This window comes from Myroides guanonis (assembly GCF_900114085.1).
In the GTDB taxonomy this organism is placed as follows: Bacteria; Bacteroidota; Bacteroidia; order Flavobacteriales; family Flavobacteriaceae; genus Flavobacterium; species Flavobacterium guanonis.
Map to the genome: position 1 here is coordinate 68,436 of NZ_FORU01000014.1, position 26,904 is coordinate 95,339.

Consider the following 26,904-nt stretch of genomic DNA (forward strand, 5'->3'; position numbering starts at 1 on the left):
TCTTATTTTTTAGGATAACATCTCTTTCGCCTTTTTTACAGCGGCTACTAATGTGTCTATTTCTTCTTTTGTATTATAAAAACTGAAAGAGGCTCTAACTGTACCAGGAATTGCAAAGAAATCCATTATTGGTTGTGTACAATGATGTCCAGTTCTAACCGCAACACCCAATTTATCAACAATCACTCCAATGTCATAAGGATGTATTCCTTCAATATTAAATGAAATAACAGCTGTTTTTTCTTTAGCGGTTCCAATAATGTGTAATCCATCAATTTCTAACAACTTTTCAGTACCATATAGTAACAACTCATGTTCATAACTACCAATAGCATCAAAACCAATAGTATTCATATAATCCAAAGCAACTCCTAAAACAATTCCTCCTGCTATATTTGGTGTTCCCGCTTCAAACTTATGAGGTAAGCAAGCATAAGTAGTTTTCTCAAAAGTAACCGTTTGAATCATTTCGCCTCCACCTTGATATGGTGGTAATTTATTCAACCAAGCTTCTTTACCATATAAAATACCCGTACCCGTAGGCCCGCATACTTTATGTCCTGAAAAAACATAAAAATCACAGTCAAGTTCCTGAACATTAGGTTTAATATGAGGTGTTGCTTGTGCACCATCAATCAAAACCGCAGCCCCAACTCTATGAGCCTGATCAATAATATATTTTATAGGATTAATTGTACCCAAAGCATTAGAAACATGCGTAACAGCAACAACCTTTGTGTTTACATTCAACAGCGCATCAAATTCTTCAAGAATCAACTCTCCATGGCTATTCATGGGAATCACTCTCAATGAAGCACCTGTACGTTCACATAAAAATTGCCATGGCACAATATTAGAATGATGTTCCATTGCAGAAACTACAACTTCATCACCAGGTTTTAATAAAGAAGCAAAACCATTAGCTACCAAATTGATTCCAAAAGTTGTTCCTGAAGTAAACAAAACCTCTCTATCATGTACAGCATTAATATGATGTTGTACTTTCTTACGTGCCTCTTCATAAGCATCCGTTGCTAGTTGACTCAAAGTATGTACTCCTCTGTGAATATTAGCATTGATGGTATTATAATAGGTTGCAATAGCATCAATCACCACCTTGGGCTTCTGTGCTGTAGCTGCATTATCGAAATAAACCAATGGCTTGCCATTGACCTTTTCTTTTAATATAGGAAAATCGGCTCTTACAGACTGAATATCAAACATAATCTATTGATTAAAATAAGTTTTCTAAACTTATAAAATTTCCTTGCAAAGATAAGAAATCATCTCGGCATGCCTCATTTATTATAGTTTAAAATTAATCTAAATATATTTTGACATTTACCAAAAAGAAACTAGATTTGCCTTTATTTAGACTTAATCAAAACAATAAAGATGAAAACAAGCATTCAAATTCTATTTATGGTATTCCTTTTAGTATCATGTGGGAAAAATAAAAAACAAGATGAACAAGTAGTTCAAGAAGCTGAAATTCAGCAAGACAGAATCATTTCTTTGAACGGTAGTATTACAGAAATCCTTGCAGCTCTTGACTACAACACACAAATTGTAGGAGTAGATGTAACAAGTTCTTATCCAGAATCAATAAAAAATGTCGCAAAAGATTTAGGACATGTAAATAAAGTATCTATAGAATCTATCATGGAATTAAAACCTACTTTAGTTTTAGGTTTAGAAAATGAGGTTTCAGAAGACCTTAAGAAACAATTAGCAGACGCTGGAGTTAATGTTCAATTAATTACATTAAAACACAGTATTGAAGGTAGTAAAGAAATGATTCAAGAAGTTGCAAAAGCAGTTAAAAACGAAAACTACACCAAATTGCTAACAACTATTGACACAGAAATTAAGGATGTTACTGTTTTAGAAAACAAACCAAAAGTATTATTCATCTATGCACGTGGAGCTGGAATGTTAATGGTTGCAGGTACAGGCACACCAATTGACGAAATGATTAAATTAGCAGGAGGACAAAATGCTATTACGGAGTTTAGTGATTACAAACCACTAACACCTGAGTCTTTATTAGCAAACAATCCAGACTATATTTTACTTTTTGACACAGGACTACAAAGTGTTGGAGGTATTGATGGAGTTTTAAAAATTGACGGTATTGCTCAAACAAATGCTGGAAAGAATAAAAAAATAATTGCAATGGATGGCCAACTTTTATCAGGTTTTGGACCTAGAGTTGGAAAAGGAGTAAAAGAACTTAATCAATTGCTTTCAAAATAATGACTCAAAAACTTTCTATTTATCTGTTCTCATTAACGTTAGCACTTGTGTTACTAGCGATATTATCTCTTTTTTTAGGAGTTTATCAATTCGAGTATGGATTCATGGAAACTTTAAAACTATTAATACTTGACCACTCTCAATTATCTACTACGGATTTATATGTATTAAAAGACATACGAATTCCGAGAATTATAATGGCAATTCTAATCGGGAGTGGTTTAGCAGTATCCGGAACTAGCCTACAAGGTATGTTTAAAAATCCTTTGGCTTCTCCAGATTTAATAGGAATCACATCAGGAGCTGTTCTTTTTGCAGCAGTAACTATTGTATTAGGTAGTTATATTCGAGCACTAATACCAGAGTTTTTACATTACTCTTTACTTAGTCTTATGAGCTTTATTGGGTCTATCCTAACAATGAGCTTTGTATATAAAATGTCATCTACCAACGGTAAAACAAACATCGCGGTTTTATTGCTTTCAGGGGTTGCGATAACAGCTCTAACTGGAGCAACAACAGGATTATTGACTTACCTATCAACAGACGAAGAACTAAGAAATTTGACTTTTTGGACACTTGGTAGCTTAGCAGGATCTAACTGGACTAAAGTTGCAATATTATCCATTGTAATATTAATTTCTCTTGGAGCCTTAATCAACAAGGGGAAAGCATTGAATGCTATGATGCTCGGAGAAAAGGACGCAGAGCACTTGGGAGTAAATGTAGAAAAGTTAAAAAAGAGAATTGTACTTTTTACAGCCTTGATGGTGGGAACATCCGTAGCCTTTTCAGGCACTATTGGATTTGTGGGGTTAATAGTACCCTATATTTTAAGGCTTTTATTTAAGTCTAATTACTATATGATTTTACCACTATCTGCTTTATGCGGTAGTATCTTATTATTAGTAGCAGACTCTTTAAGTAGATTACTTGTTGCACCATCAGAGTTACCAATAGGTATACTCACAGCAATTATGGGAGCTCCCGTATTTATAGCTATTCTAATACGTTTTAAAAAATCTCTATAACGATGTTACAAGCAAAAGACATAAGTTATAATAAAAATGCATTCAATATCATTGATGCAATTGATTTTGAATGTAATCAAGGTGAATTAATTGGCATACTCGGTCCGAATGGAGCAGGCAAATCATCTTTTTTGAGTATATTGGCTAATGAGTTTCATCAAAAAGGCAATCAGGTCATTTTCAAAAATAACGAATATAAAAAGTGGGATTCTAAAGAATTACCCAAGCATAAAGCTAAATTTTCCCAAAATAACAACAGTGATATTCCGTTAAAGGTGTTCGATGTTATCATGATGGGTCGCTATCCGTATTTTGACAATAATCCAAGTCAAGACGATGAAGATGCCGTTTTATATTCTATGAAAAAAACCGATACCGAATCATTATCCAATTTTGAATATAATCATCTTTCAGGAGGTGAAAAACAAAGAGTTCACCTCGCAAGGGTCATAGCACAATTAGAAAATAGAAATTCGAATAAAATATTGTTTTTAGATGAACCGTTAAATAACTTAGACGTTTTACACCAACATAATTTTTTAAAGTACATCAAAGAATTTACTAATAGAGGTAACTCTGCACTCGTAGTTCTTCATGATTTAAACCTAGCTGCTCAATTTACTGATAAAATTCTTTTGCTTAAAAAAGGCAAAAAAGTGTGCTTTGATAGTCCAATCAATGTATTGACACAAGAGATTATCAGCGATGTTTACAATTATCCATGTACTTTAACAACAAATCCAATTACAAATCATCCACTAATCATTTTTGGATAAAAATTAATATTTATGAATACACAGACTGAAACATTACAAGACCGTTGGGAAGCCTTAAAAACTGCTAACCCAAGAATGAGAATTAGAAATGCAGCACAAGAATTAAAAGTAAGTGAAGTAGAGCTACTTGCTACACAAATAAACGATACAGTTACACGCTTAAAACCTGAATTCAAAGAAATTTTAAGTGAAGTTCAAACACTAGGCAAGGTGATGGGACTAACTAGAAATGATGAAGCAGTGCATGAACGTAAAGGAGTTTATTTAAACCCAGATTTCTCTTCACCACATGCAGGATTATTCGTAAATCCTGATATTGATTTAAGAATCTTCTTATCACATTGGAAAACAGCATTTGCAGTAACTGAACAAGCTGGATCTATCACTCGTAAGAGTTTGCAGTTTTTTGGTAAAGATGGAGAAGCAATCCACAAAATATACCTTACTCCAGACAGTGTTGAAGTAGCATTTGATGAATTAGTAACTAAATTCAAATCAGAGGACCAATCACAACATGAAACAACTGAACCTTACTCACCAAGTGCAGAAGAAAAGCCGGACAATGAAATTGATGTAACAGGTTTTCAAGCAGGTTGGGAAAGCCTTAAAGACACTCATGATTTCTTTATGCTATTGAGAAAGCACGGCCTTAGTCGTGTTCAAGCACTTCGTTTAGCGCCAAGCGAACACTTTGCAAAACAAATCGACAAAGATTCTATAGTGAGTATGCTTGAAAAAGCTGTTGAATTACAAGTTCCAATAATGGTGTTTATTGGAAATAAAGGAAATATTCAGATTCATACTGGAGAAATTCAGAAATTAATGTGGCATGAAAACTGGTACAATATTTTAGACCCAGATTTCAATATGCACTTGGACATGTCAAAAATAGACCAATGTTGGATCGTTAGAAAACCAACTGAAGATGGAGAAGTAACAGCTATTGAAGTATTTAATAAGGCAGGTGAAATCATCGTTCAATTTTTTGGTAAGAGAAAACCTGGAATTCCAGAATTACAAAGTTGGAGAGATATAGTCGCTGAATTAAAATAATTCAAATCTATATTTTAACATAAAAAACACCCACTTAGTAGTGGGTGTTTTTATTTATGCTTAATAAATTTTCATATGTTTACAGAAGTTTAACCAAAACACTACAATTTATGAAAATAAGAACCCTCTTCTTATCCAGTTTACTTCTATTATCAACGAGCATTTTATATAATTGTTCAAGTGATGATACTAAACCTGAAAAAGGTAATCCAGATGATCCAGAGATACCAATAATAGAAGAACCAGAACCACCAAAGGAGGGAACCTATAATTACAAAACATTTGACAAAGTGTATGTTGGTATTGAAACTGGACAATCTCAAAGTTCAGAAGGAAGCTTTACATTTCCAACGGATATAGAAAAAGTAAAGACTATAAAAATGTACATTCAAAACGAATGTCCTGATAAATCTTGTGATGAATGGGATCGTTATGCAAATGTGTATGTTAAAAATAAAACTACAGATGAATGGTATGAGATAGGTCGCTTTATAACCCCTTATTGGGTAGGTTTTGAAAAATTAGAACGAGGTTTAGAAATAGATGTAACCGATTTCAAATCTTTATTAAACGGAGAAACTGAACTTAAAATATATACTGAAACATGGTCAGCTGGTGGTAGAGAATACAGCGTTGACTTTGACTTTATTTATGGAGAAACGGCTTATAAGTATTCTGCAGTTACACCGATAATTCAAGAAAATAAATCCTCAATTGATGGTGTACCTTATGGAGAAAATCACAATCGTGATTTAACAAAAACTATCAAACTTCCTTCAAATACCGAACAGGCATATATCCGTACTATTATTTCAGGGTGGGGACATGCAACTCCAAATGATGCAGGAGGACGCGGTTGTGCAGAATGGTGTTTTAGGACACATAATATATTAATCGATGGTTCACCAACCTATGAGCATTATTTAGGGCCTATCGGTTGTGCTAACAATCCAGTAAACAACCAAGCACCAGGAAACTGGCAAGGTGAGCGTGCTGGATGGTGTCCAGGAATGGCAGTTCCAACAAGAATTGATTTACTAACTGGAAATTTAGCTTCAAAATCATTTACTTTTGAATATCAGCTTACTGATTGGGCAAACAATCAAAAGAACGGAAAAGCTTACTATGCAATTTCCAATTTCATAGTTGTTCATAGTACAACACCTATTGAACCTTCTACAGTACAAAAATAATTCAATTTCTTAATTAAATCACTCTATAAACATCTAAAAAATTATATTGATAAATACAATTTTTTAGATGTTTTTATTTATCAAACACTTGTTGATAAATAAAACTCATTAACTTCTCAAATACTTGAACTTGAACAATCTAAATTGTAAGTTTGAAGTGTGTCAATAAACATTTTTTACTTGTTTTCTATATAGTATATCCTCATTCGAAACAAGATATATATCAAGTAGTTAAAACCTTTTCAACTGATTATTCAGAAAATTCAAGTTATAAAATTAGACACATATTGTTTAATCAAAATCTTTCAATATGTCTATTTTCGATAAGAGAGTTAACTACAAGCCGTTTGAATATCCTGGAATTTATCAATTCACAGAAGCTATAAACAAATCATTTTGGGTTCATAGTGAGGTTGACTTCACTGCAGACACGCAAGATTTTCATTCTCATTTAACCAAAGAAGAACAACTAGCTATTAAACACAGTTTATTAGCTATTGCTCAAATTGAAGTTTCAGTAAAAACTTTTTGGGGTAATTTATATACGCATTTTCCAAAGCCAGAGTTCAATGGTTTAGGAAGTACGTTTGCTGAATGTGAGTTTAGACATTCCGAAGCTTATTCAAGACTATTAGAAGTTCTAGGTTATAACGACGAGTTTGAAGACTTATTGAAAATACCAGTAATCAAAGAACGTGTAGATTACTTATCTAAGGCACTAGAAAATGCTAATAATACAGACCGTAAAAAGTATGTAGTTTCCTTAATCCTATTCTCATTATTAATTGAGAATGTGTCATTATTCAGTCAGTTTGCAATTATATTATCATTCACGCGCTTCAAAGGTTGGATGAAAAACGTTAGTAATATTATTGCTTGGACATCTATTGACGAGCAAGTTCATGCGAATGCGGGAATATATATTGTAAACATCATCCGAAAAGAGTTTCCTGACTTCTTCGACGAAGAAACCATTGCTCATATTAACGAAGTAGTTATCAATTCTATTGAAATAGAAAGAAAGATATTAGATTGGATATTTGAGGCTGGAGCAATAGAAACAGTAAACAAAACGGACTTACTAAACTTCATGAAGTTTAGAGTAGACGAAAGTATGATTAAGATTGGGATGGAGAAAGTATTCCATATTTCTCCCGAGCAATATCAGCCAATGGCTTGGTTTGAAGAAGAGGTTTTTGCAAACACATTAGATGATTTCTTTGCAAAAAGACCCGTTGATTATACCAAACACGATAAAAGTATTACAGCAGACGACTTATTTTAAAAAATAAAAGAAAAAGAAATGGATATATATAATAGCGAATTACCTCTTCAAACAAAAGAGACAACGGAATTGAGAGAAAAATTATGGTGGAAAAACTCCGAAAGCGAGCAGATTCTTAACCGTGGTTATTTATTAAAAGGCGAAACTGTTGAAGGAGCTATAGACCGAATTTGTACGGCTGCTGCTAAAAGACTTTATAAACCAGAGTTAAAAGAGTCTTTTCAAGAGATGATAGAAAGAGGCTGGATGAGTTTAAGCTCTCCTATTTGGGCAAATATGGGTACGGAAAGAGGCTTGCCAATTTCATGCTTCAATGTTCACATACCAGACAGTATTGAAGGAATCACTCACAAGCTAGGAGAAGTGATTATGCAGACAAAAATCGGTGGAGGTACTTCTGGATACTTTGGAAATCTTAGAGAAAGAGGAAGTGCTGTAACCGACAACGGAAAAAGTAGTGGAGCAGTAAGTTTTATGAAGCTTTTTGACACCGCTATGGATACCATTTCGCAAGGAGGAGTTAGACGTGGAGCTTTTGCAGCTTATTTAGATATAGATCACCCAGATTGCGAAGAATTCATACAAATAAAAAACATCGGTAATCCTATACAAAATCTATTCTATGGAGTTTGTATTCCTGATTATTGGATGCAAGAAATGATTGACGGAAATCCAGAAAAACGTCAATTGTGGGCTAAAATATTAGAAAGTCGTCAACAAAAAGGAATGCCTTATTTATTTTTCTCTGACAATGTAAACAGAAACAAGCCTCAAGTTTATAAAGATTTAAACATGAGAGTAAATGCAAGTAATTTATGTTCTGAAATTATGTTGCCTTCTTCAGAAGACGAATCATTCATTTGCTGCCTATCTTCAATGAACTTGGAGTTATATGATGAATGGAAAGATACCGAAGCTGTTAAATTAGCAATATTCTTCTTAGACGCAGTATTACAGGAGTTTATAGAAAAGACAGAAGGAAACTACTATTTAGCTTCAGCAAATCGATTTGCAAAAAGACATAGAGCTTTAGGTTTAGGTGTACTTGGATGGCATTCTTATCTACAAAAGAACATGATTCCTTTTGAAGGAATGGAAGCTAAACTACGCACAACAGAAATCTTTCAAAGAATACAACAGAAAGCTGACAAAGCAACTCAAGAGTTAGCTCGTATATATGGAGAACCAGAAGTATTAAAAGGATATGGAAGACGCAATACCACAACAATGGCTATTGCACCTACTACTTCATCTTCTGCTATTTTAGGACAAACTTCTCCAGGTATTGAACCATTCAGTAGTAATTACTATAAAGCTGGTCTTTCAAAAGGAAACTTTATGCGTAAAAACAAATACCTGAAACAATTGTTGGAAAGCAAGAACATGGATAATGAAGAAACTTGGAGAAACATTATGTTAACAGGTGGAAGTGTTCAACAATTAGACGGATTAACTGAAGAAGAAAAAGCAGTTTTCAAAACGTTTAAAGAAATCAGCCAACTAGAGATTATTCAACAAGCTTCTATTAGACAGAAATATGTTGACCAATCACAAAGTTTAAACCTTAATATTCCATCAGGTCTACCAATAAAAGAGGTAAACCGATTAATGATTGAAGCATGGAAATTAGGAGTTAAAACATTATACTACCAGCGCAGTCAAAGTGTTTCGAAAGAAATGGTAACCAACTTGGTTAACTGCAGTAGTTGTGAATCATAATATCCGTTAAATCACTAGATTTTTAATTAGGGGCTGTCTTGAAAAGATAACCCCTTTTTTATTTTTAATATTCAACCACCCCATCAAATTCTGAAGTCACCCCACTCCATTTTCAACCTCTCTATTACTAGTAAAAATACTTGAAAACAAAGGCTTTTAAAAGACTTTTGATTGAAAGACACTACTTAACATCATCTATAAACAAATGAGCCCTAAACTCAATTATAAGCCTGTACAAACCCTTAAAACTAAGTGCTATAAAAAAACCCTTTACAGTTAAGTAAAGGGCTTTTATATAAATTTAAGGTATATACCTATAAATCAAAACCTATAGTAACACCTAATTTCTTAGCAATTAAACTAGAAATACGTTTCTTTAAATCTGGTATTTTAATACTTGCCATCACCTCATCAGTAAATGCATACATCAATAAAGCCTTAGCTTCCTTTTTAGGAATACCTCTTTGCTGCATATAGAATAAAGCTTCATGATCTAATTGTCCAATGGTACAACCATGAGAACACTTCACATCATCTGCAAAAATTTCCAGCTGAGGTTTAGTATTTAAAGTAGCTTTATCGCTTAATAAAATATTATTATTCTGTTGGAAAGCATCTGTTTTCTGAGCTTCCGAATGAACATAAATTTTACCATTAAAGGCTGAACTAGATTGATCATCGTAAATACCTTTATAGTTCTGATGACTTTCACAATTAGGCTCAATATGATCAACCAAAGTATAATGGTCAACATGTTGTTTATCACCAATAATTGTAATTCCCTTCAAAGTACTATCAATTCGCTCACCATTTTGATAGAAGTTCAGGTTATTTCTAGTGATTTTTCCACCAAAAGAGAAAGTATGTACAGACACACGACTTTCTTGTTTCTGATTGATATATGTATTATCAACTAGATTAGAAGTCTGCGTATCATTCTGAACTTTATAGTAATCAACAATAGCACGTTTGTGCGCAACAATCTCAGTAACTGAGTTTGTCAAAACAGTTGCTTCTGACAAGTTTTGATGACGCTCAACGATTTGCACATGAGCATTTTCTCCAACAACTATTAAGTTTCTAGGCTGTAAAAGCATAGCCGCTTGATCACTTGTTGAGAAATATATTAATTCAATAGGTTTAGCAACAACTTTACTTTTAGGGATATTAATAAAAGTCCCTTCTGAAGCATAAGCCGTATTTAAAGCTGTTAAACTATCATTTTTATCAGCGATTTGATTGTAATATGAATCAATCACCATTTTATATTTTGGTTTACTCAGAGCTGCTGACATCAAAGTGATTTCTACATTATCTTGAGCATCCGAAGACAAATGAGAGCTGAACACTCCATTGATAAAAACCAGTTTATAAGTATCTGAGTCACTTAAAAAATACTGCTTTACATCTTTAAAATCAACTGCTTTATCCGTCTTTGGAAAAAGGCTGAAATCATTCTTTAAAACCGCATTTAATGAAGTAAACTTCCAAGCTTCCTCCTTTTTAGTAGGAAAGCCTTTAGTTTCAAACGTTTTTAACGCTTCTACACGCATTTCATGTAGTGGAGCATTTCCATCTACATCAACGCCTTGTTCAAAAGCAATAAACGACGCTATTAATTTTTCTTTTAACTCTTCCATAATTAAGCTTAATAAATTAGAATAATGAATACTAAAAATCGACGAATTACTTCATCTCTTCTTTAATCCAGTCGTATCCTCTTTCTTCTAATTCTAATGCCAATTCTTTACCACCTGATTTTACAATTTTACCATCCATTAAAACGTGAACAAAATCAGGAACTATGTAATCTAATAAACGTTGATAGTGTGTAATAACAACCACCGCGTTATCTTCATTCTTTAATGTATTAACTCCTTTAGCAACTATACGAAGTGCGTCAATGTCTAATCCAGAATCTGTTTCATCCAAGATAGCTACTTTCGGCTCTAACATAGCCATTTGAAAAATCTCATTACGTTTCTTCTCTCCACCTGAAAAACCTTCATTCAAAGAACGTGATAAAAATTTTCTATCAATTTCTAACAACTCTGCCTTTTCCTTAATTTTTTTCAACATATCGCTAGCAGTCATTTCCTCAAGTCCTTGAGCCTTTCTAGACTCATTAATTGAAGTTCTGATAAAGTTAGTAACAGAAACCCCAGGAATTTCAACAGGATATTGAAAAGATAAGAAGATACCTTTGTGCGCACGTTCATCAGCAGCTAATTCTCCCAAGTCCTCTCCGCATAATATAATCTCACCTTCAGTAACTTCAAAGTTCTCGTTTCCTCCGATTACTGAAGACAACGTACTTTTACCAGCACCGTTTGGCCCCATAATAGCATGAACTTCTCCAGCTTTAACCTCTAGGTTAATACCTCTTAATATCTCTTTGCCATCAATACCGGCATGTAAATTTTTTATTTGTAACATTATTCTGTGTATGATTTATGTCTAAAAACGTACGTCAATAAATGACTCTACATTTTTATCTACTTTAATAAACGTTTCTAATTCTGTAACTCTTAACCTACTGAACCTTCTAATGAAATTTCCAATAATTTCTGAGCTTCAACGGCGAACTCCATCGGCAATTTATTCAACACCTCTTTAGAGAAGCCATTTACAATTAATGCAATAGCCTTTTCAGTTGGAATACCTCGTTGGTTACAATAAAACAATTGGTCTTCACCAATTTTACTTGTTGTTGCCTCGTGTTCTATTTGAGCTGTTGTATTCTTAACTTCAATGTATGGAAAAGTGTGAGCTCCACATTTATTCCCCATCAATAAAGAATCACATTGAGAGAAGTTACGAGCATTTTCAGCTCTAGCTCCTACTTGAACTAATCCACGGTAATTATTATGAGATCTACCAGCTGAAATACCTTTCGATATAATCGTAGATCTAGTATTTTTACCAAGATGAATCATTTTCGTACCAGTATCTGCCTGTTGGTAGTTATTGGTAACCGCAATAGAATAAAACTCTCCGATTGAATTATCTCCTTTCAAAATACAAGAAGGATATTTCCAAGTAACAGCAGAACCAGTTTCAACTTGAGTCCAAGATATTTTTGCGTTTTTCTCGCAAATACCACGTTTAGTCACAAAGTTAAATACTCCACCTTTACCTTCACTGTTTCCAGGGTACCAGTTTTGAACCGTTGAATATTTTATTTCAGCGTCATCTAAAGCGATTAACTCTACCACTGCCGCATGCAATTGATTTTCGTCACGCGAAGGAGCTGTACAACCTTCAAGGTAAGAAACGTAACTACCTTCATCTGCAATAACCAAAGTTCTTTCGAACTGACCTGTACCAGCTTGGTTAATACGGAAATAAGTAGATAATTCCATTGGACAGCGAACTCCTTTTGGAATATAGCAGAAAGAGCCATCAGAAAACACAGCTGAATTCAAAGCCGCATAAAAGTTGTCTTTTTGTGGAACTACTGAACCTATGTATTTCTTAACTAATTCTGGATGTGTGTGTACTGCTTCTGAAATAGAGCAGAAAATAATACCCTGTTTTGCAAGAGTATCTTTAAACGTTGTAGCAACAGATACAGAGTCCATAACAATATCTATGGCAACTCCAGCAAGACGCTTTTGTTCTTCTAAAGAAATTCCAAGTTTATTAAAAGTATCCAATAATTCTGGATCCACCTCATCTAAACTTTTCAAGTCTTTCTTCTTCGGAGCCGAATAATATGAAATAGCTTGAAAATCAGGTTTTTCATAATGGATATTGGCCCATTCAGGTTCTTCCATTTCTTTCCAAACTCTAAATGCTTCAAGACGCCATTCCGTCATCCATTCTGGTTCTTCTTTCTTCTTAGAAATCGCTCTAACAACGTCTTCATTTAAACCGTTAGGAAATGTTTCCGATTCTATATCAGTATAGAAACCATACTCATACTCCTTTGTCTCTAACTCTTTTTTGAGTTCTTCCTCAGTGTATTTACTCATATTCTTTAATACTAAAAAGCGATAACTTTCTCGTATGCTTTATTTAATTAATTCTAATAGCAAAAGAATGTTTCAACATTCCTTATAAAAAAATTCTAAAGTGAGAAGCTTTCTCCACACCCACAAGTTCTACTTGCATTTGGGTTATTGAAGTAAAACCCCTTTCCATTTAATCCACCAGAAAACTCTAAGGTTGTTCCAACTAGGTATAAGAAGCTCTTTTTATCAACTGCTATCTTAACTCCATTGTCTTCAAAAATCTTATCTTCTTCTGCCACATTATGGTCAAATTTTAAATCGTAGGAAAGTCCGGAGCAACCTCCGCTTTTAACACCTACACGTACATAGTCTATTTCTGCATTAAAGCCCTCATCTTCCATCAGTAGAGCCACGCGCTTTTTTGCTGTATCTGAAACTTTTATCATGTCTAATCTGGATTGATTCTTATTTAATTGCAAATATACCACAAAAAAAACGGTTTACTCACAACACTAACATTTTTATAACTAATGAAAGAATAGCTAAAACCTATTGAGCTAATCTTTTGTATTACAATAATTTACATTAATTCAAAGATAGTTCGATTTACTCAAAAACAGTATTAAAAACCGCCCATTTTAACTAAAGTTTCGTTATAAAATCATTTACCTGACATTTATCATGCTTTTAATCGAATCAAATTCTATGTGATTTCAAGAATTATTGTTTTTTCAAGAACCTAAAAAACAGTGGTTCAAATTTATAACTACTAATTGTGAATTCCATTTATCACCTTTTCCGAATTGTAGGGTCTTTAGAATTTTAGTATTTTGCACCAGTAAAAAGAATATTTATGAAACTATATGCTATTGAAAGTGGCAATTTTAAATTAGATGGTGGAGCTATGTTTGGTGTAGTTCCAAAAACTATTTGGAATAAAACGAATCCAGCAGATTCAAACAATTTAATTGACATTGCAGCACGTCTGCTTCTTATTGAAGAAGGAAATAGGTTAACACTTGTAGACACCGGGATGGGCAACAAACAATCCGAAAAGTTCTTTGGTTACTATTCGTTATGGGGTAATGACACCATAGAGAAATCATTACAAAAACACGGTTTCCACACAAGTGATATCACCGATGTATTTCTTACTCATTTACATTTCGATCATGTAGGCGGTGCTGTACAATGGAATAAAGACGGTAGTGGATATGAAACTACATTTAAAAATGCTCGCTATTGGAGCAATAAAGAACATTGGGACTGGGCTGTGAATCCAAATGCAAGAGAGAAAGCTTCTTTCCTAAAAGAAAATATACTTCCTATTCAAGAAAGCGGCCAATTACATTTCATCGATAGAAAGGAAACAGATTATCAACATCTTTCCGAATTGGGATTCGATGTGTTTATAGCAAATGGGCATACTGAAAAGCAGATGATACCAATTTTAAACTATCAAGATAAGAAAATCGCATTTATGGCTGATTTGCTTCCAACTGCGGGTCACATTCCTCTACCTTATGTTATGGGATATGATACACGTCCTCTCTTAACCATAGCAGAAAAAGAAAAGTTTTTACAAATGGCTACAGAGCAAAATATGTATCTATTTTTAGAACACGACTCTCACAATCAAATAATTACGCTTAAAAAAACGGAGAAAGGACCTAGACTTAATGAGGTTTATAAATGTAGTGATATATTAATTTAATGTTAAGTCACTATCGCTGTATTAAAATTTAAAATATTTTTATCAATAAATATAAAAACAAAAACTATAATGCGTTTATTAAAACCTATTTACCTATCAGCTGCAATTGCCTTAGCTTTGACAAGTTGTGGTGGTGCAAAAGTTGCAATATCACATGATGCAATAACTGATGTAAACAATTTACCTAAAAGAACATCAACACTTTCAGAGGCTCAATTACAAAGATGGAGTCATTTAGACATCCTTAGAGATACTGTTCCAGGTATGTCTGTTGATCGTGCATATGAAGAATTATTAAAAAACCGCAAATTACCTAAGAAAGTAATTGTTGGGGTAATTGATTCTGGAGTAGAAATCGACCATGATGATTTGAAAAATCACATTTGGGTAAACACTAAAGAAGTAGCTTCAAACGGAATTGATGATGATAAAAACGGTTATATAGACGACATACATGGTTGGAATTTTTTAGGAAAATCTAATCATGAAAACTTAGAATTTGTTCGTGTAATCAAACGTGGAGATGATGGTTCAGAACAATACAAAAGAGCTTTAGAAAAACACAAAGAAGAAATTAGCGAATTAGAAGTCAATAAACAAAGAGTTTTATCAGCAGCTCCTTTTAATCAGCATGATATACTTTCTAAACACTTTGGTAAAGAAGACTATACAATTAAAGACTTAGACGGAATCACTGATTCTGATTCTGAGGAATTACGCAATGCGAAAGAAGACATGTATTCTGCTATAGAGTCAGGGACTTTTTCTCGAATATTGGGATATAAACAATATTTAGACAGCCAACTAAACTATCACTTAAATTTAGAATTTAATGGAAGAGAGCTCGTTGGAGATGACCATACTAACATAAATGATAAAATTTATGGAGACAACGATGTTTTAGGAGATAGAGAACATGCTAAACACGGAACACACGTTGCAGGAATTATTGCTCAATCTAGACATAATAATTTAGGAGGAGACGGTGTTGCGTCAGACGTAACTGAAATAATGGCTGTTAGAGCAGTTCCAGATGGTGATGAATATGATAAAGATATTGCTTTAAGTATTCGTTACGCAGCTGATAATGGAGCAAAAGTAATCAATGGTAGTTTTGGGAAATATTTTGAAGAAAATAGCCAATGGGTACGTGATGCAATCAAATACGCAGAAGAAAAAGACGTACTTATTGTTGTAGCGGCTGGAAATGATGCCATGGATTTAAATGCAAATGGAGGTGTTGAACGCTACCCAAATGACAACACAAAAATGGGACCTGAAATCGCTAATAACTTTTTAGTAGTTGGTGCTTTAAACCCAGAATTTAGTAGTAATATGGTTGCTTCTTTTTCAAATTATGGTAACTACGATGTTGACGTATTTGCACCTGGTTCTAAAATTTATGCAACAGTTCCTAACAATACTTATGAATACTTACAAGGAACTTCAATGGCTTCACCAAACGTTGCTGGAGTAGCTGCTTTAGTTCGTGCATATTACCCTGAATTCACAGCAGGAGAAGTTAAGAAAATCATTATGGACTCTGGAGTTCCAGTAAATAAGGAAGTAGCAGTCGGTAGTGAGACTAGAAATTTCTCAGACATATCAACTTCTGGAAAAATGGTTAATGCCTATAATGCTTTAATTCTAGCAGACAAGCTTTCAAAAAAGAAATAACATTCTCATTGAAATAATATAATAAATCAGAAACTCCACAGATTCTAATACTTATAATAGTTTAGAATTTGTGGAGTTTTCTTATCAATATCTACTATGAATAAAATTTTAATAGCAATTGCAATACTGAGCACAAGCATATTTACACACGCTCAAAAAAATCCTAACCCGGGTTATTGGCAACAACGCGTTAACTATCAAATGGATGTTAACATGGATGTTGAGAAATTTACCTATGAGGGAACTCAAAAACTAACGTATTCCAACAATTCACCAGACACTCTGAAAAACGTATATTTTCACTTGTATTTCAATGCGTTTCAACCTGGTAGTGATATGGATGCTTTATTACAAAACATCCCTGATCCAGATGGTCGAATGGTTACAACACAGACTATTAATGGAGAAAAAGTTTTTGAAAGCAAAATTTCAAAATTAAAACCCAACGAAATAGGTTTTCTAAAAGTAAAAAATCTAAGACAAGACGGTGCTTTAGTCGATTCCAAAGTAGTTGGAACAATATTAGAAGTTACCTTAAAGCAACCTATTGCACCAAATAGAAGTACTGTTTTCACTCTGGATTTCGAAGGACAAGTTCCAACGATGATTCGTAGAGCGGGTAGAAACTCCAAAGAAAATGTGGCTCTTTCAATGGCACAGTGGTATCCAAAATTAGCTGAATTTGATTTTGAAGGATGGCATGCTGAACAATATTTAGGAAGAGAATTTCACAGTGTTTGGGGAGATTTTGATGTCAAAATCACACTAGACAAGTCCTATACAATAGGTTCAACTGGAAATTTAGTAAACAAAAATGAAATAGGACATGGTTATCAAGATACAGGAGTAAAAGTAGAAAACAACAAGAAAAGTAAAAAGCTAACTTGGCACTTTAATGCTAAGAATGTATTGGACTTCACTTGGGGTGCAGATCCAAACTTCATTCATGATATTTACCCAGGACCTAATGGAATGAAACTACATTTCTTATATAAGAATGACCCAAAAATTGTTGAGAACTGGAAAAAACTACAACCATTAACTGCAAAGCTTTTCAATTTTTTCAATGAAAATGTGGGTGAATATCCATACAATCAATATTCGATTATTCAAGGAGGAGATGGAGGTATGGAATATTCTATGTGTACCTTAATCACAGGGGGAAGAGACCTTCCAAGTTTAGTGGGAGTAACAGCTCATGAAGTAGCTCACAGCTGGTTTCAACATGCTTTGGCCACCAACGAAACAAAACACGAATGGATGGATGAAGGATTTACTACTTTCATATCTGATCTAGCTATGTTGAGCGTATTAAAAGAAGAGGAGTTATCAGATACAAATCCATTTGGTTCCACTTATAATAGTTACTATAATCTTATTTCATTGAATATAGAAGAGCCGCAAACAACACATGCAGATCGCTATGCTTTTAACAGAGCATATAGTGTTGGTTCTTATAGCAAAGGTTCCATTTTCTTAACACAGTTGTCTTACCTTATTGGTTGGGATGCTATGATGAAAACATTGAAGACCTATTATAATGACTATAAGTTTACTCATCCAACACCTAATGATGTCAAACGAACAGCAGAACGCGTTTCTGGGGCGGTTTTAGACTGGTATTTAGTAGACTGGACCGAAACTACCAACACTATCGATTATGGCATTGAATCTGTTCAAGATAATGGAAAAGACTCAACCAAAGTAAATCTAAAAAGAATAGGTAGAATGGGAATGCCTTTAGATATCTTGGTAGTGTATGAAGATGATAGTATGGAAACTTTTTACGTTCCATTCTCTTCAATGCATTGGACAAAACCAAACCCTTATCCAGAAATAGAAAGAACTGTATTGAATGATTGGGGATGGGCTAATCCGAATTATAGCTTTTCAATTTCAAAACCTAAAAAAAATATAAAAAGGATATTAATCGACCCGAGTCAATTTATGGCCGATGTTAATCAAGAGAATAATCTTTACGAAAGAAAATAATTTAAAAGAGCTATCATAAAAAGTAGCTCTTTTTTTTGAGCTTCTGCGATAAAAAGATTTAGTTCAAATTGCTAATTAACTGTTAAGTTATATTCTGGTATTAAAATTTAAAATATTTTTATATTTAAAATAATACCAAACAAACTTATAATGAAATTAACAAAGAAACTATTATTACCAACTCTACTAGCCATTAATCTAGTTAGTTGTAGTACAATTAAAATTGGAACATCTCCCCTACCAATCGCAAATGTAGACAGTTTACCGTCAAAAGAAACTGATTTAACCGAGGTACAACTACAAAGATGGAGTCACTTGGACATACTTAGAGATACCATTCCTGGTATGTCTGTTGATCGTGCTTATGAAGAAATATTGAAAGACAAAAAGACTCCTAAAAAAATTATTGTTGCTGTTATAGACTCTGGAGTTGATATTAATCATGAAGATTTAAAAGATCAAATTTGGGCAAACCCAAAAGAAATAGCTGCTAATGGAATCGATGACGATAAAAATGGCTATATCGATGATATTCACGGATGGAACTTTCTAGGAAAATCAACACTTGCAAACTTTGAATTCATCCGTTTTTTAAGAAGAGGTGATGACAGAACAGAAGAATATAAAAAAGCCTTAGCAAAAAGAGAAGAGACCAAAAATAATATGGAATACCAGTTAGCTATGTTTAGGTCTATACTTAGATTAGAGAATCACGATAAACTTATGGAGTACTTGGGAATTAAAGATTATACCCTTGAAGATTTAGACAAGATACCATCCACAGCACCTCAAGATATTCAAGACGCTAAAGAGATAATGTATAATACTCTACAAACAACAAGTTCGAAGGCAATAAACAGCTCGATGGATATGATAAACAATACTTTAAATTATAAGTTAAATATTGATTTCGACAACAGGAAACTATTGGTAGGCGACAATCCGAGTGACATAAACGACAAATATTACGGTAATAATGATGTGTTAGGAAATATAGAACATGCTAAACACGGTACACACGTTGCTGGAATCATAGCTCAAAAAAGAAATAATAATCTTGGAGGAGATGGAATCGCTTCAGAAGTAGTTGAGATAATGCCAATTCGAGCAGTACCAGATGGAGATGAGTATGATAAAGATATTGCTTTAGCGATTCGATATGCAGCAGATAACGGAGCCAAAATAATCAACGGAAGTTTTGGAAAATACTATGACGAAAATAGTCAATGGGTAATAGATGCGATACTTTATGCAGAGAAAAAAGATGTGCTTATCGTAATTGGAGCGGGAAATGATGGCTTGGATTTAGATTCTAATGGAGGAATCAATCACTATCCCAATGACAGAATCAATAATGGTCCAGAAATATCATCTAATGTTTTGATGGTAGGGGCCTTAAAACCTGAATTCAGCAAAGACCTTGTCGCTTCGTTTTCAAATTTTGGACAATATGACCTTGATATCTTTGCGCCAGGGGTTCAGATTTACTCATCTACCCCATCAAATACTTATGAGAAATTAGACGGTACATCTATGGCAGCACCAAATGCCACTGGAGTTGCGGCACTAATTCGTGCATACTATCCAAAACTTAATGCCTCAGAAGTTAAAAGAATACTTATGGATTCAGGAGTCTCTGTTAACAAAGAAGTTAAAATGGGTGACAAGAAAGAACGCAATTTCTCTGAAGCTTCAAAATCAGGGAAAATGATTAATGCTTATAATGCTTTACTTATGGCCCAAAAATGTTCTAAAAACTAAAACAATCTAACCAAAAAATAAACAGAATTAATTATCTACTATTGGTAAAAATGAAAGCGAGTTATCTTCAAACGATAGCTCGTTTTTTTTTAAATTATAATAGAAAGCTTTTTTTACCTTTGTCCAATGCAAAATCACCCGTTTAAATACCCTAAGGCAGAGCGCTTAAAAAGTAGAATCACAATAGATGAGATGTTTTCAAGCGGAAAGTCCGTTGGTAAATATCCGTTGCGATTGGTATTTATACCTATCGCAAACACAAACAACCTTCCTTTACAGGTAGGAGTTTCTGTTTCTAAACGCAATTTTAAACGTGCTGTTGATAGAAATTATTACAAACGTCTTCTTAGAGAAGCCTATCGATTAAATAAACACTTATTATTAAGTGACCTTGATCAGCCCTATGCAATTATGTTTTTTTATCAAACCAAAGAAAGGCTTACTTATGCAGAGATTGAAACCAAGACCATTAGACTCTTTGAGAAATTTAATGAATTTATTAAAAAAAATGCACCCGAGTAGTTGATGTTATTTTTTCATCTTTTACTTGCAATTATTTAATTATAAAAACAATCAGGGAACTATTTAAAATTTAATACTTGATTTTATTACTTTAGTTTTAAAATTCATAATCACCCGCCTCTATTTTCAATCTCAAAAAGGTTAAAAAGAAGACGAGCCATTACGAGGAATTAGTAAAATAGTATTCATAAAACTCGCTCACTATTGAACACAGAAGCCCATTCAAACACGGTAAACAAAGTATCCTTAGGAACTCTATTAGTTACACTCGGAATTATATTTGGTGATATAGGTACATCCCCTCTTTATGTTATGAAAGCCATAATGGGAAAGGAAGTCATAAAAGAAGAAATTGTTTTAGGGGCTATTTCGTGTGTTTTTTGGACACTTACACTTCAAACCACTATAAAATACGTTTTACTAACACTAAAAGCAGACAATAATGGAGAGGGTGGTATATTTTCATTATATACTTTAGTAAAACGATTTCGAAAAAAATGGTTAATTGTTCCAGCTATCATTGGTGGTAGTGCCTTACTAGCAGACGGAATCATCACCCCTCCTATCTCAATATCATCAGCTATTGAAGGGTTGCAAATCTACAATCCCGATTTGAAAACGGTGCCTATTGTCATTGGAATCATATTTGGAATTTTTACCATACAGCAATTTGGAACAAAATTTATTGGTAAATTCTTTGGTCCATTAATGCTTATCTGGTTCTTGATGTTGGGTACATTAGGTATGTATCAACTATTAGGAGATTTTCATGTATTAAAAGCCTTAAACCCATATTATGCAATCCACTTACTATCTATTCATTCAGAAGGTTATTTTGTTTTAGGGTTTGTGTTTTTATGTACTACTGGAGCAGAAGCACTATACAGTGATTTAGGACATTGTGGTATTAAAAACATAAGACTTAGTTGGATTTTTGTAAAGTTGATGTTAGTAATAAACTATTTTGGTCAAGGAGCTTATTTGATAAACAATAGCGGAAAAACACTGTCTTTTCTAACAGCAAATCCCGATGCTCCTGGTAATCCTTTTTACCTCATCATGCCTGAATGGTTTCTACCTATAGGAATTACGATTGCAACAGTTGCAGCCATAATTGCTTCACAAGCATTAATAAGTGGATCTTTCACTTTAATTAACGAGGCAATACGACTAAACTTATGGCCAAAAGTTCGAGTGAAATTTCCAACAAACATAAAAGGACAACTTTACATACCTTCCATTAACTGGATGTTGTGTATTGGATGTGTATTCGTAGTTCTACATTTTAGAGAATCTGGAAATATGGAAGCTGCATATGGTTTGGCAATCACTATGTGTATGTTAATGACTACTATACTTTTGACTTATTACATGATTCTAAAGCGATACAACCCATTTCTTATTGTATTTATAGTAATGGTTTATGGAACAATTGAGTTAACATTTTTCATAGCAAATATTCAAAAATTCTTCCACGGTGGTTATGTTTCCATACTTATAGCAGGTCTATTAGCATTTACTATGGTCATAAACTTTCTTGGTAAAAAAATACGTAAGAACTACACTGCTTTTGTTAAAATTGAGGAATACAAAACCGTGTTAGTTGACATCAGTAAAGACCATACGATTCCAAAATATGCAACGAATCTAATCTATTTAACAAACGCTACGAGTCAAGACGAAATAGAATCCAAAATCATGTATTCTATTCTTCAAAAAAGACCAAAAAGAGCAGATAATTACTGGTTCTTGCATGTCAACGTAAGTGACGAACCTTATAAAATGGAATATAAAGTCAGAAAAATTGGTAGTGACAACTTAATTAGAGTTGACTTTTATTTAGGCTTCCGTATAGCACCAAAAATAAACGTATTACTTAAAAAAGTAGTTACAGACATGGTTGAGTCGGGAGAGATAGATGTAACGAGTAGATATGAATCTCTTTACAAAAACAATATTTTAGGTGATTTCAAATATGTACTTATCGAAAAATTAGTATCTTACGACAATGATTTACCCGTAGTAGATACTATTATTTTAGATATCTACGAATGGATTAAGAAAATAAGTTTGTCTGAGGAGAAAGCTTTTGGGTTAGATAGTAGCTCTGTTAAAATAGAATACTTTCCAATGATTATAAAACCAATAGAAGATGTTCCTCTGACTCGAAGGTATAAATAGTCTCTATGAACGCGTTTTGTTTAGCTCTAACAGGTTTGATTCTTTTTTCTTGCACTACTGTTTTTGGTCAAGAAAAGACTGTACATTCTGTGTACTTTGATTTTGATAAGGATAGAATTCGACAAACCGAGCTTCCAAACCTTTTGGAATTCATCCAAGATATTGACACAACAAGAATAGAAACCATTGAAATATTTGGTTATTGTGATGACAGAGGAAAGGATCAATATAACTACGCATTATCCGAAAGACGTGCAGAGGCAATCAAAAAAGAAATAATAAATAAAGGAATTAGAAATAAAGTTATTGTAACTATTGAAGGGAAAGGTCGAGTAATGATTGATCAAGACTACGCCAAAGACCTTACTAAACTTCGACAAAAAAACCGTAGAGTTGATGTAATTCTTAATTTCCTTGAAATACCCTATGAAGAACAACCCGGAGTATATACTCAACTAAATGATACTCTTCGAGAAGGAGATCGAGTAATACTTCAAAACATTCAATTTGAACAAGGTAGAAGTCGTTTAAAAGGAAAATCAAAAAAAGAACTACGTCAAATAGCTAAAGAATTGCGTAAACAACCCCATTTGAGTTTTGAAATTCACGGTCATATTTGTTGTACTCCTAAACGCTATACAGAAGCTTTTGATAAAGACACTCACAAAAGAGAACTATCACACAATAGAGCTAAACAAGTATATGAATATCTTCTTACTCAAAAAGTAGATAAAAAAAGAATGAAGTTTTTTGGGTGTGGAAATATATATCCTTTAAATCTTACCCCAGATTTAGACCGAAGAGTTGAGTTTTTAATAACGGAATAAATTAATCAATACGCATTTGAATATGTGGAATACCATCCTCAAGGTAACTTTCAGATGTCACTCTAAAACCATGACTTTTATAGAACTCGCTTAAATGTTCTTGCGCACCTATTTCAATACTATGCGTAGCATAGTTTTCATTGATGTAACGCAATGCTTGTTTTATCAACTGATTTCCAAAACCGAATTTTCTGTATTCTTTTTCTACTATTACACGACCTATACAAGCCGCATTATCGTATTTAACACCGTAATTAAACAACCTTGCATAAGCAACCAGTTTTGCTCCATCCCAAAACATAAGATGGTCTGCTTTATCATCCGAAGAATCAATGTCCTCATAAACGCAGTTTTGCTCCACTATAAAAACTTTATTTCTCAAAGCTAATACTTCGTATAGCTCTTCTAATAAAAGCTCTTTAAAAGGCTTTATTTCAATTCTTATGTTATTCATGAAAATTTACTGTTTTAATAATCGCTTCTAGTTCAAATAGCAATTCTCGCTTAGTCAATGAAGGGTTATAGGTAAAACCTTCAATGAAAAGATATCTATTGAAATAATCATCTCTTATAACATAACACAAATATGAACCACTCATAAAGCTTTTACGCATGTCCCAAGTTCCTTTTAATTCAAACGCTTGTAGATTGTCTAAAACTAATTTCTTATTGAAAGGTGCAAAACCTTCATCTGTTTTCATAAAGGAATTTGGTTCAGTACCATGAACATACAAAGCAGCTATGGAATCCTTAACCTCAACGATGTTTTCAATTATTGATTTTGAATTTTCAATTCTATCAATACTTACTTCATAAAGCAATAAATTACTATTTCCAGATGCTATATCCTTTTTAATCCAAATAAAATTATCTTCTTGTAAAACGTATTTGTACGTATCTGGAATCACCATTTTTACCCCAAATACATCCTGTAAAACAGTATCATCTAATTTAGATCCTCTTTTTATTTTATGTTGCATTTCATTGATTTCAAAATTCAAAAAAGTAGAGATAATAGAGTCTACATTAATTTTAAATTCGTCAATCATTTCTTCAGCAGAAGGAGCTTGGATGGTAAAAACATTTTGAGGAGTTGCATATTTACTGCGTTCTAATGTAAATAAGCAATCTGATTCTTCATCCATAATAATTAGATTTCGAGCTAATTTATTCTTATCAACAAATATTCTGGGAGAAAATTGTTCAATTATAAACAGTGGTTCAGAAGGGATGATTCCATCTAAAGAAGCAGCGAGATACTTTCTAATACTGTCACCCGTTTCTGTGTTCCAAAGCGAATCTTTTAAAACGAGTGTAAGATGATTAAATTCTCCTTGTGAGTCTTTTAGTTTAGATGCGCCTTCTTGTGTCTTCTCCTTACAAGAAAACAATAACAAAATAAAACTCACAAGGAAAAAATACTTTTTCAAAAATATAGAATGGATTATCCGTTAATTTTAAGTTTCATACCTGGTCGCAACAAATCGCTTTCTGATAAGTTGTTCAATTTTTGAAGCTTACTAATCGTTAAACCTGGATATTTCTTACTAATTGAATACATGGAATCTCCTTTTTGTACCGTATAAGTTGAGTTCGAATTTGAATTAGATGCAATCCCTGAACTACGAACTTTCAATTTCTTACCAGCATGAATTGTATTAGTTCTCATATTATTCATCTGCTTTAATTGTGTTAAAGACATTCCATACTTAGATGCAATAACTCCAAGGCTTTCACCTCTGCGAATGGTATGATATTGAGATGAAGTATTAGCTGTTGTCGTAAGAGCAGCTACTGATGTTGCTTCATAGTTAGGTTTTTCAACCTTAGATTCTTCATAATCAACATAAGCATAAATCGCGTTTTCGTTTGAAGCAAACAAACCAATTTTGTCAACAGGTAACCTTAAAAACATTTCTTTGTCAGAAATATAAGGAACTTGCTTAAGCTTATACGTAGGATTTAAGAATACGATTTCTTCTTCTGAAATATCTAACAGTTTTGAAACCTGTTCAAAAGATATTGCTTTTTTTACATTTATAGTATCTGTTTCATGTAATACTACAGGAGCTTGATGTCCTTTAATTCCATGCTCTTTTGCATATTCAAACATGTACATTGTAGCAAAAAAAGCTGGTAAATATCCCTGTGTTTCACGTGGAAGATTTTTTCTAATATTCCAATAATTAGAATATCCTCCTGAACGTCTAATAGCTTTTGACACATTACCAGGTCCAGCGTTATAAGATGCTAGAACCAAATCCCAATCCCCAAAAATTTTGTATAAATCCGAAAGATATTTAGCTGCTGCTTCCGATGATTTAATAGGATCTGAACGTTCATCAACAAAAGAATTCACTTCAAGATTATATTGCTTACCCGTAGGATACATAAATTGCCATAGACCAGTTGCCCCTACTCTCGATTTAGCATTCGGATTCAAAGCAGATTCAACTATTGCAAGATATTTAATTTCTAGAGGAACGTCATATTTTGCCAAATGTTCTTCGAAAATTGGAAAATAGTAATCAGATAAACCCATTAGTCTTTCAAACGAATTTTTCCTATTCTTTAGAAACGATTTAATAACGCGTTCTAGAGATTCGTTATACTCAATTTTGAAAGGAGATTTTTCGTCTAACTTGCTTAAACGTTCTTTTAAAAGTTTTGTAGATAATTCATAATCAACAGACTCGTCTCTGTAAACGTTGTTAACATCTGCCTCCATTTCTTCAAACAGTTCTTGATTTGTTAACTCTTGTATCCAACGAGAATCTATGCATTTACTCGTTGAATGATTCACAAAACTATTTTTTATAGAATCTAAATAACTAATTGGTGTTGTTTCCGGATGAGAGAAATTTTCAGAAGGAGCTTGTGCCCAAGCACCCGCAGTTAAAATTCCAAACATCCAAATGGCTACTCTTTTATTCATTATGCTATTGTATTTCTAAGCGGTAACTA

General features: G+C 33.2%; 22 protein-coding genes. 14 read left to right on the top strand and 8 right to left on the bottom strand.

Translation table 11 applies throughout. The features are described from left to right. Positions 1–9 precede the first annotated feature (9 nt). The gene (locus BM024_RS11350) at positions 10–1,224 is read right to left on the bottom strand and encodes an aminotransferase class V-fold PLP-dependent enzyme (protein WP_090680326.1); all 1,215 of its coding nucleotides are present in this window, start codon (positions 1,222–1,224) and stop codon (positions 10–12) included. 171 nt (positions 1,225–1,395) lie between these two features. Between BM024_RS11350 and BM024_RS11355 the strand changes: the two genes are divergently transcribed. From BM024_RS11355 to BM024_RS11385, 7 genes are all read left to right on the top strand, one after another. Further along, positions 1,396–2,256 carry a heme/hemin ABC transporter substrate-binding protein gene (locus tag BM024_RS11355; protein ID WP_090680328.1) on the top strand — a complete coding sequence of 287 codons (861 nt, stop codon included), beginning with the start codon at positions 1,396–1,398 and terminating at the stop codon, positions 2,254–2,256. Further along, positions 2,256–3,287 carry a FecCD family ABC transporter permease gene (locus BM024_RS11360; protein ID WP_090680331.1) on the top strand — a complete coding sequence of 344 codons (1,032 nt, stop codon included), beginning with the start codon at positions 2,256–2,258 and terminating at the stop codon, positions 3,285–3,287. Before BM024_RS11355 ends, BM024_RS11360 begins: the two co-directional genes overlap by 1 nt. 2 nt (positions 3,288–3,289) lie before the next feature. Continuing rightward, on the top strand, positions 3,290–4,063 hold the full coding sequence (locus BM024_RS11365; protein WP_090680336.1) for a heme ABC transporter ATP-binding protein: 774 nt from the start codon (positions 3,290–3,292) through the stop codon (positions 4,061–4,063). A 12-nt stretch (positions 4,064–4,075) separates the two neighbouring features. Continuing rightward, entirely contained in the window at positions 4,076–5,116 is a 1,041-nt protein-coding gene (locus BM024_RS11370; RefSeq protein WP_090680339.1) for a hemin-degrading factor, read from the top strand. A 110-nt stretch (positions 5,117–5,226) separates the two neighbouring features. Further along, complete coding sequence (locus BM024_RS11375) at positions 5,227–6,309, top strand: peptide-N-glycosidase F-related protein (RefSeq protein ID WP_090680416.1); 1,083 nt, start codon at positions 5,227–5,229, stop codon at positions 6,307–6,309. A gap of 310 nt (positions 6,310–6,619) precedes the next feature. Continuing rightward, positions 6,620–7,594, top strand: a complete 975-nt coding sequence (locus BM024_RS11380) for a ribonucleotide-diphosphate reductase subunit beta (RefSeq protein WP_090680342.1) — start codon at positions 6,620–6,622, stop codon at positions 7,592–7,594. Positions 7,595–7,612: 18 nt separating this feature from the next. Continuing rightward, a complete protein-coding gene (locus tag BM024_RS11385; RefSeq protein ID WP_177190206.1) occupies positions 7,613–9,313 on the top strand; it encodes a ribonucleoside-diphosphate reductase subunit alpha in 1,701 nt (566 codons plus the stop codon). A 314-nt stretch (positions 9,314–9,627) separates the two neighbouring features. On the opposite strand, the gene sufD is transcribed toward BM024_RS11385, so the two are convergent. From sufD to BM024_RS11405, 4 genes are all read right to left on the bottom strand, one after another. Beyond that, the gene (sufD, locus tag BM024_RS11390; protein ID WP_090680345.1) at positions 9,628–10,953 is read right to left on the bottom strand and encodes a Fe-S cluster assembly protein SufD; all 1,326 of its coding nucleotides are present in this window, start codon (positions 10,951–10,953) and stop codon (positions 9,628–9,630) included. Between the two features lie 46 nt (positions 10,954–10,999). Continuing rightward, positions 11,000–11,749 carry a Fe-S cluster assembly ATPase SufC gene (sufC, locus tag BM024_RS11395; protein WP_090680347.1) on the bottom strand — a complete coding sequence of 250 codons (750 nt, stop codon included), beginning with the start codon at positions 11,747–11,749 and terminating at the stop codon, positions 11,000–11,002. Between the two features lie 92 nt (positions 11,750–11,841). Continuing rightward, entirely contained in the window at positions 11,842–13,287 is a 1,446-nt protein-coding gene (sufB, locus tag BM024_RS11400) for a Fe-S cluster assembly protein SufB (protein ID WP_090680350.1), read from the bottom strand. 95 nt (positions 13,288–13,382) lie between these two features. Then, positions 13,383–13,712, bottom strand: coding sequence for a HesB/IscA family protein (locus BM024_RS11405; protein ID WP_090680354.1), 330 nt, complete (start codon positions 13,710–13,712; stop codon positions 13,383–13,385). 407 nt (positions 13,713–14,119) lie between these two features. Between BM024_RS11405 and BM024_RS11410 the strand changes: the two genes are divergently transcribed. From BM024_RS11410 to BM024_RS11440, 7 genes are all read left to right on the top strand, one after another. Further along, a complete protein-coding gene (locus BM024_RS11410; protein WP_090680357.1) occupies positions 14,120–14,980 on the top strand; it encodes an MBL fold metallo-hydrolase in 861 nt (286 codons plus the stop codon). A gap of 69 nt (positions 14,981–15,049) precedes the next feature. Next, a complete protein-coding gene (locus BM024_RS11415) occupies positions 15,050–16,657 on the top strand; it encodes a S8 family peptidase (RefSeq protein WP_090680359.1) in 1,608 nt (535 codons plus the stop codon). 96 nt (positions 16,658–16,753) lie between these two features. Next, positions 16,754–18,649: a M1 family metallopeptidase gene (locus BM024_RS11420; protein ID WP_090680362.1), complete on the top strand. Its 1,896-nt coding sequence runs from the start codon at positions 16,754–16,756 to the stop codon at positions 18,647–18,649. 150 nt (positions 18,650–18,799) lie between these two features. Further along, the gene (locus BM024_RS11425; RefSeq protein WP_090680365.1) at positions 18,800–20,410 is read left to right on the top strand and encodes a S8 family peptidase; all 1,611 of its coding nucleotides are present in this window, start codon (positions 18,800–18,802) and stop codon (positions 20,408–20,410) included. Between the two features lie 126 nt (positions 20,411–20,536). After that, the gene (gene rnpA / locus BM024_RS11430; protein WP_090680368.1) at positions 20,537–20,932 is read left to right on the top strand and encodes a ribonuclease P protein component; all 396 of its coding nucleotides are present in this window, start codon (positions 20,537–20,539) and stop codon (positions 20,930–20,932) included. A gap of 204 nt (positions 20,933–21,136) precedes the next feature. Next, the gene (locus BM024_RS11435) at positions 21,137–23,113 is read left to right on the top strand and encodes a KUP/HAK/KT family potassium transporter (protein WP_090680371.1); all 1,977 of its coding nucleotides are present in this window, start codon (positions 21,137–21,139) and stop codon (positions 23,111–23,113) included. A gap of 5 nt (positions 23,114–23,118) precedes the next feature. Beyond that, entirely contained in the window at positions 23,119–23,940 is an 822-nt protein-coding gene (locus BM024_RS11440) for an OmpA family protein (RefSeq protein WP_090680375.1), read from the top strand. 1 nt (position 23,941) lies between these two features. Here the strand turns inward: BM024_RS11440 and BM024_RS11445 are convergent, their stop codons facing one another. Genes BM024_RS11445 through BM024_RS11455 form a run of 3 tightly spaced genes read right to left on the bottom strand, consistent with a single transcriptional unit; the run spans position 23,942 to position 26,875 of the window. Further along, complete coding sequence (locus BM024_RS11445) at positions 23,942–24,394, bottom strand: GNAT family N-acetyltransferase (protein ID WP_090680378.1); 453 nt, start codon at positions 24,392–24,394, stop codon at positions 23,942–23,944. Continuing rightward, complete coding sequence (locus tag BM024_RS11450) at positions 24,387–25,349, bottom strand: DUF4837 family protein (protein WP_177190207.1); 963 nt, start codon at positions 25,347–25,349, stop codon at positions 24,387–24,389. The genes BM024_RS11445 and BM024_RS11450 overlap by 8 nt, the downstream gene beginning before the upstream one ends. 35 nt (positions 25,350–25,384) lie before the next feature. Further along, a complete protein-coding gene (locus BM024_RS11455; protein WP_090680385.1) occupies positions 25,385–26,875 on the bottom strand; it encodes a lytic transglycosylase domain-containing protein in 1,491 nt (496 codons plus the stop codon). Between the last annotated feature and the right edge of the window lie 29 nt (positions 26,876–26,904).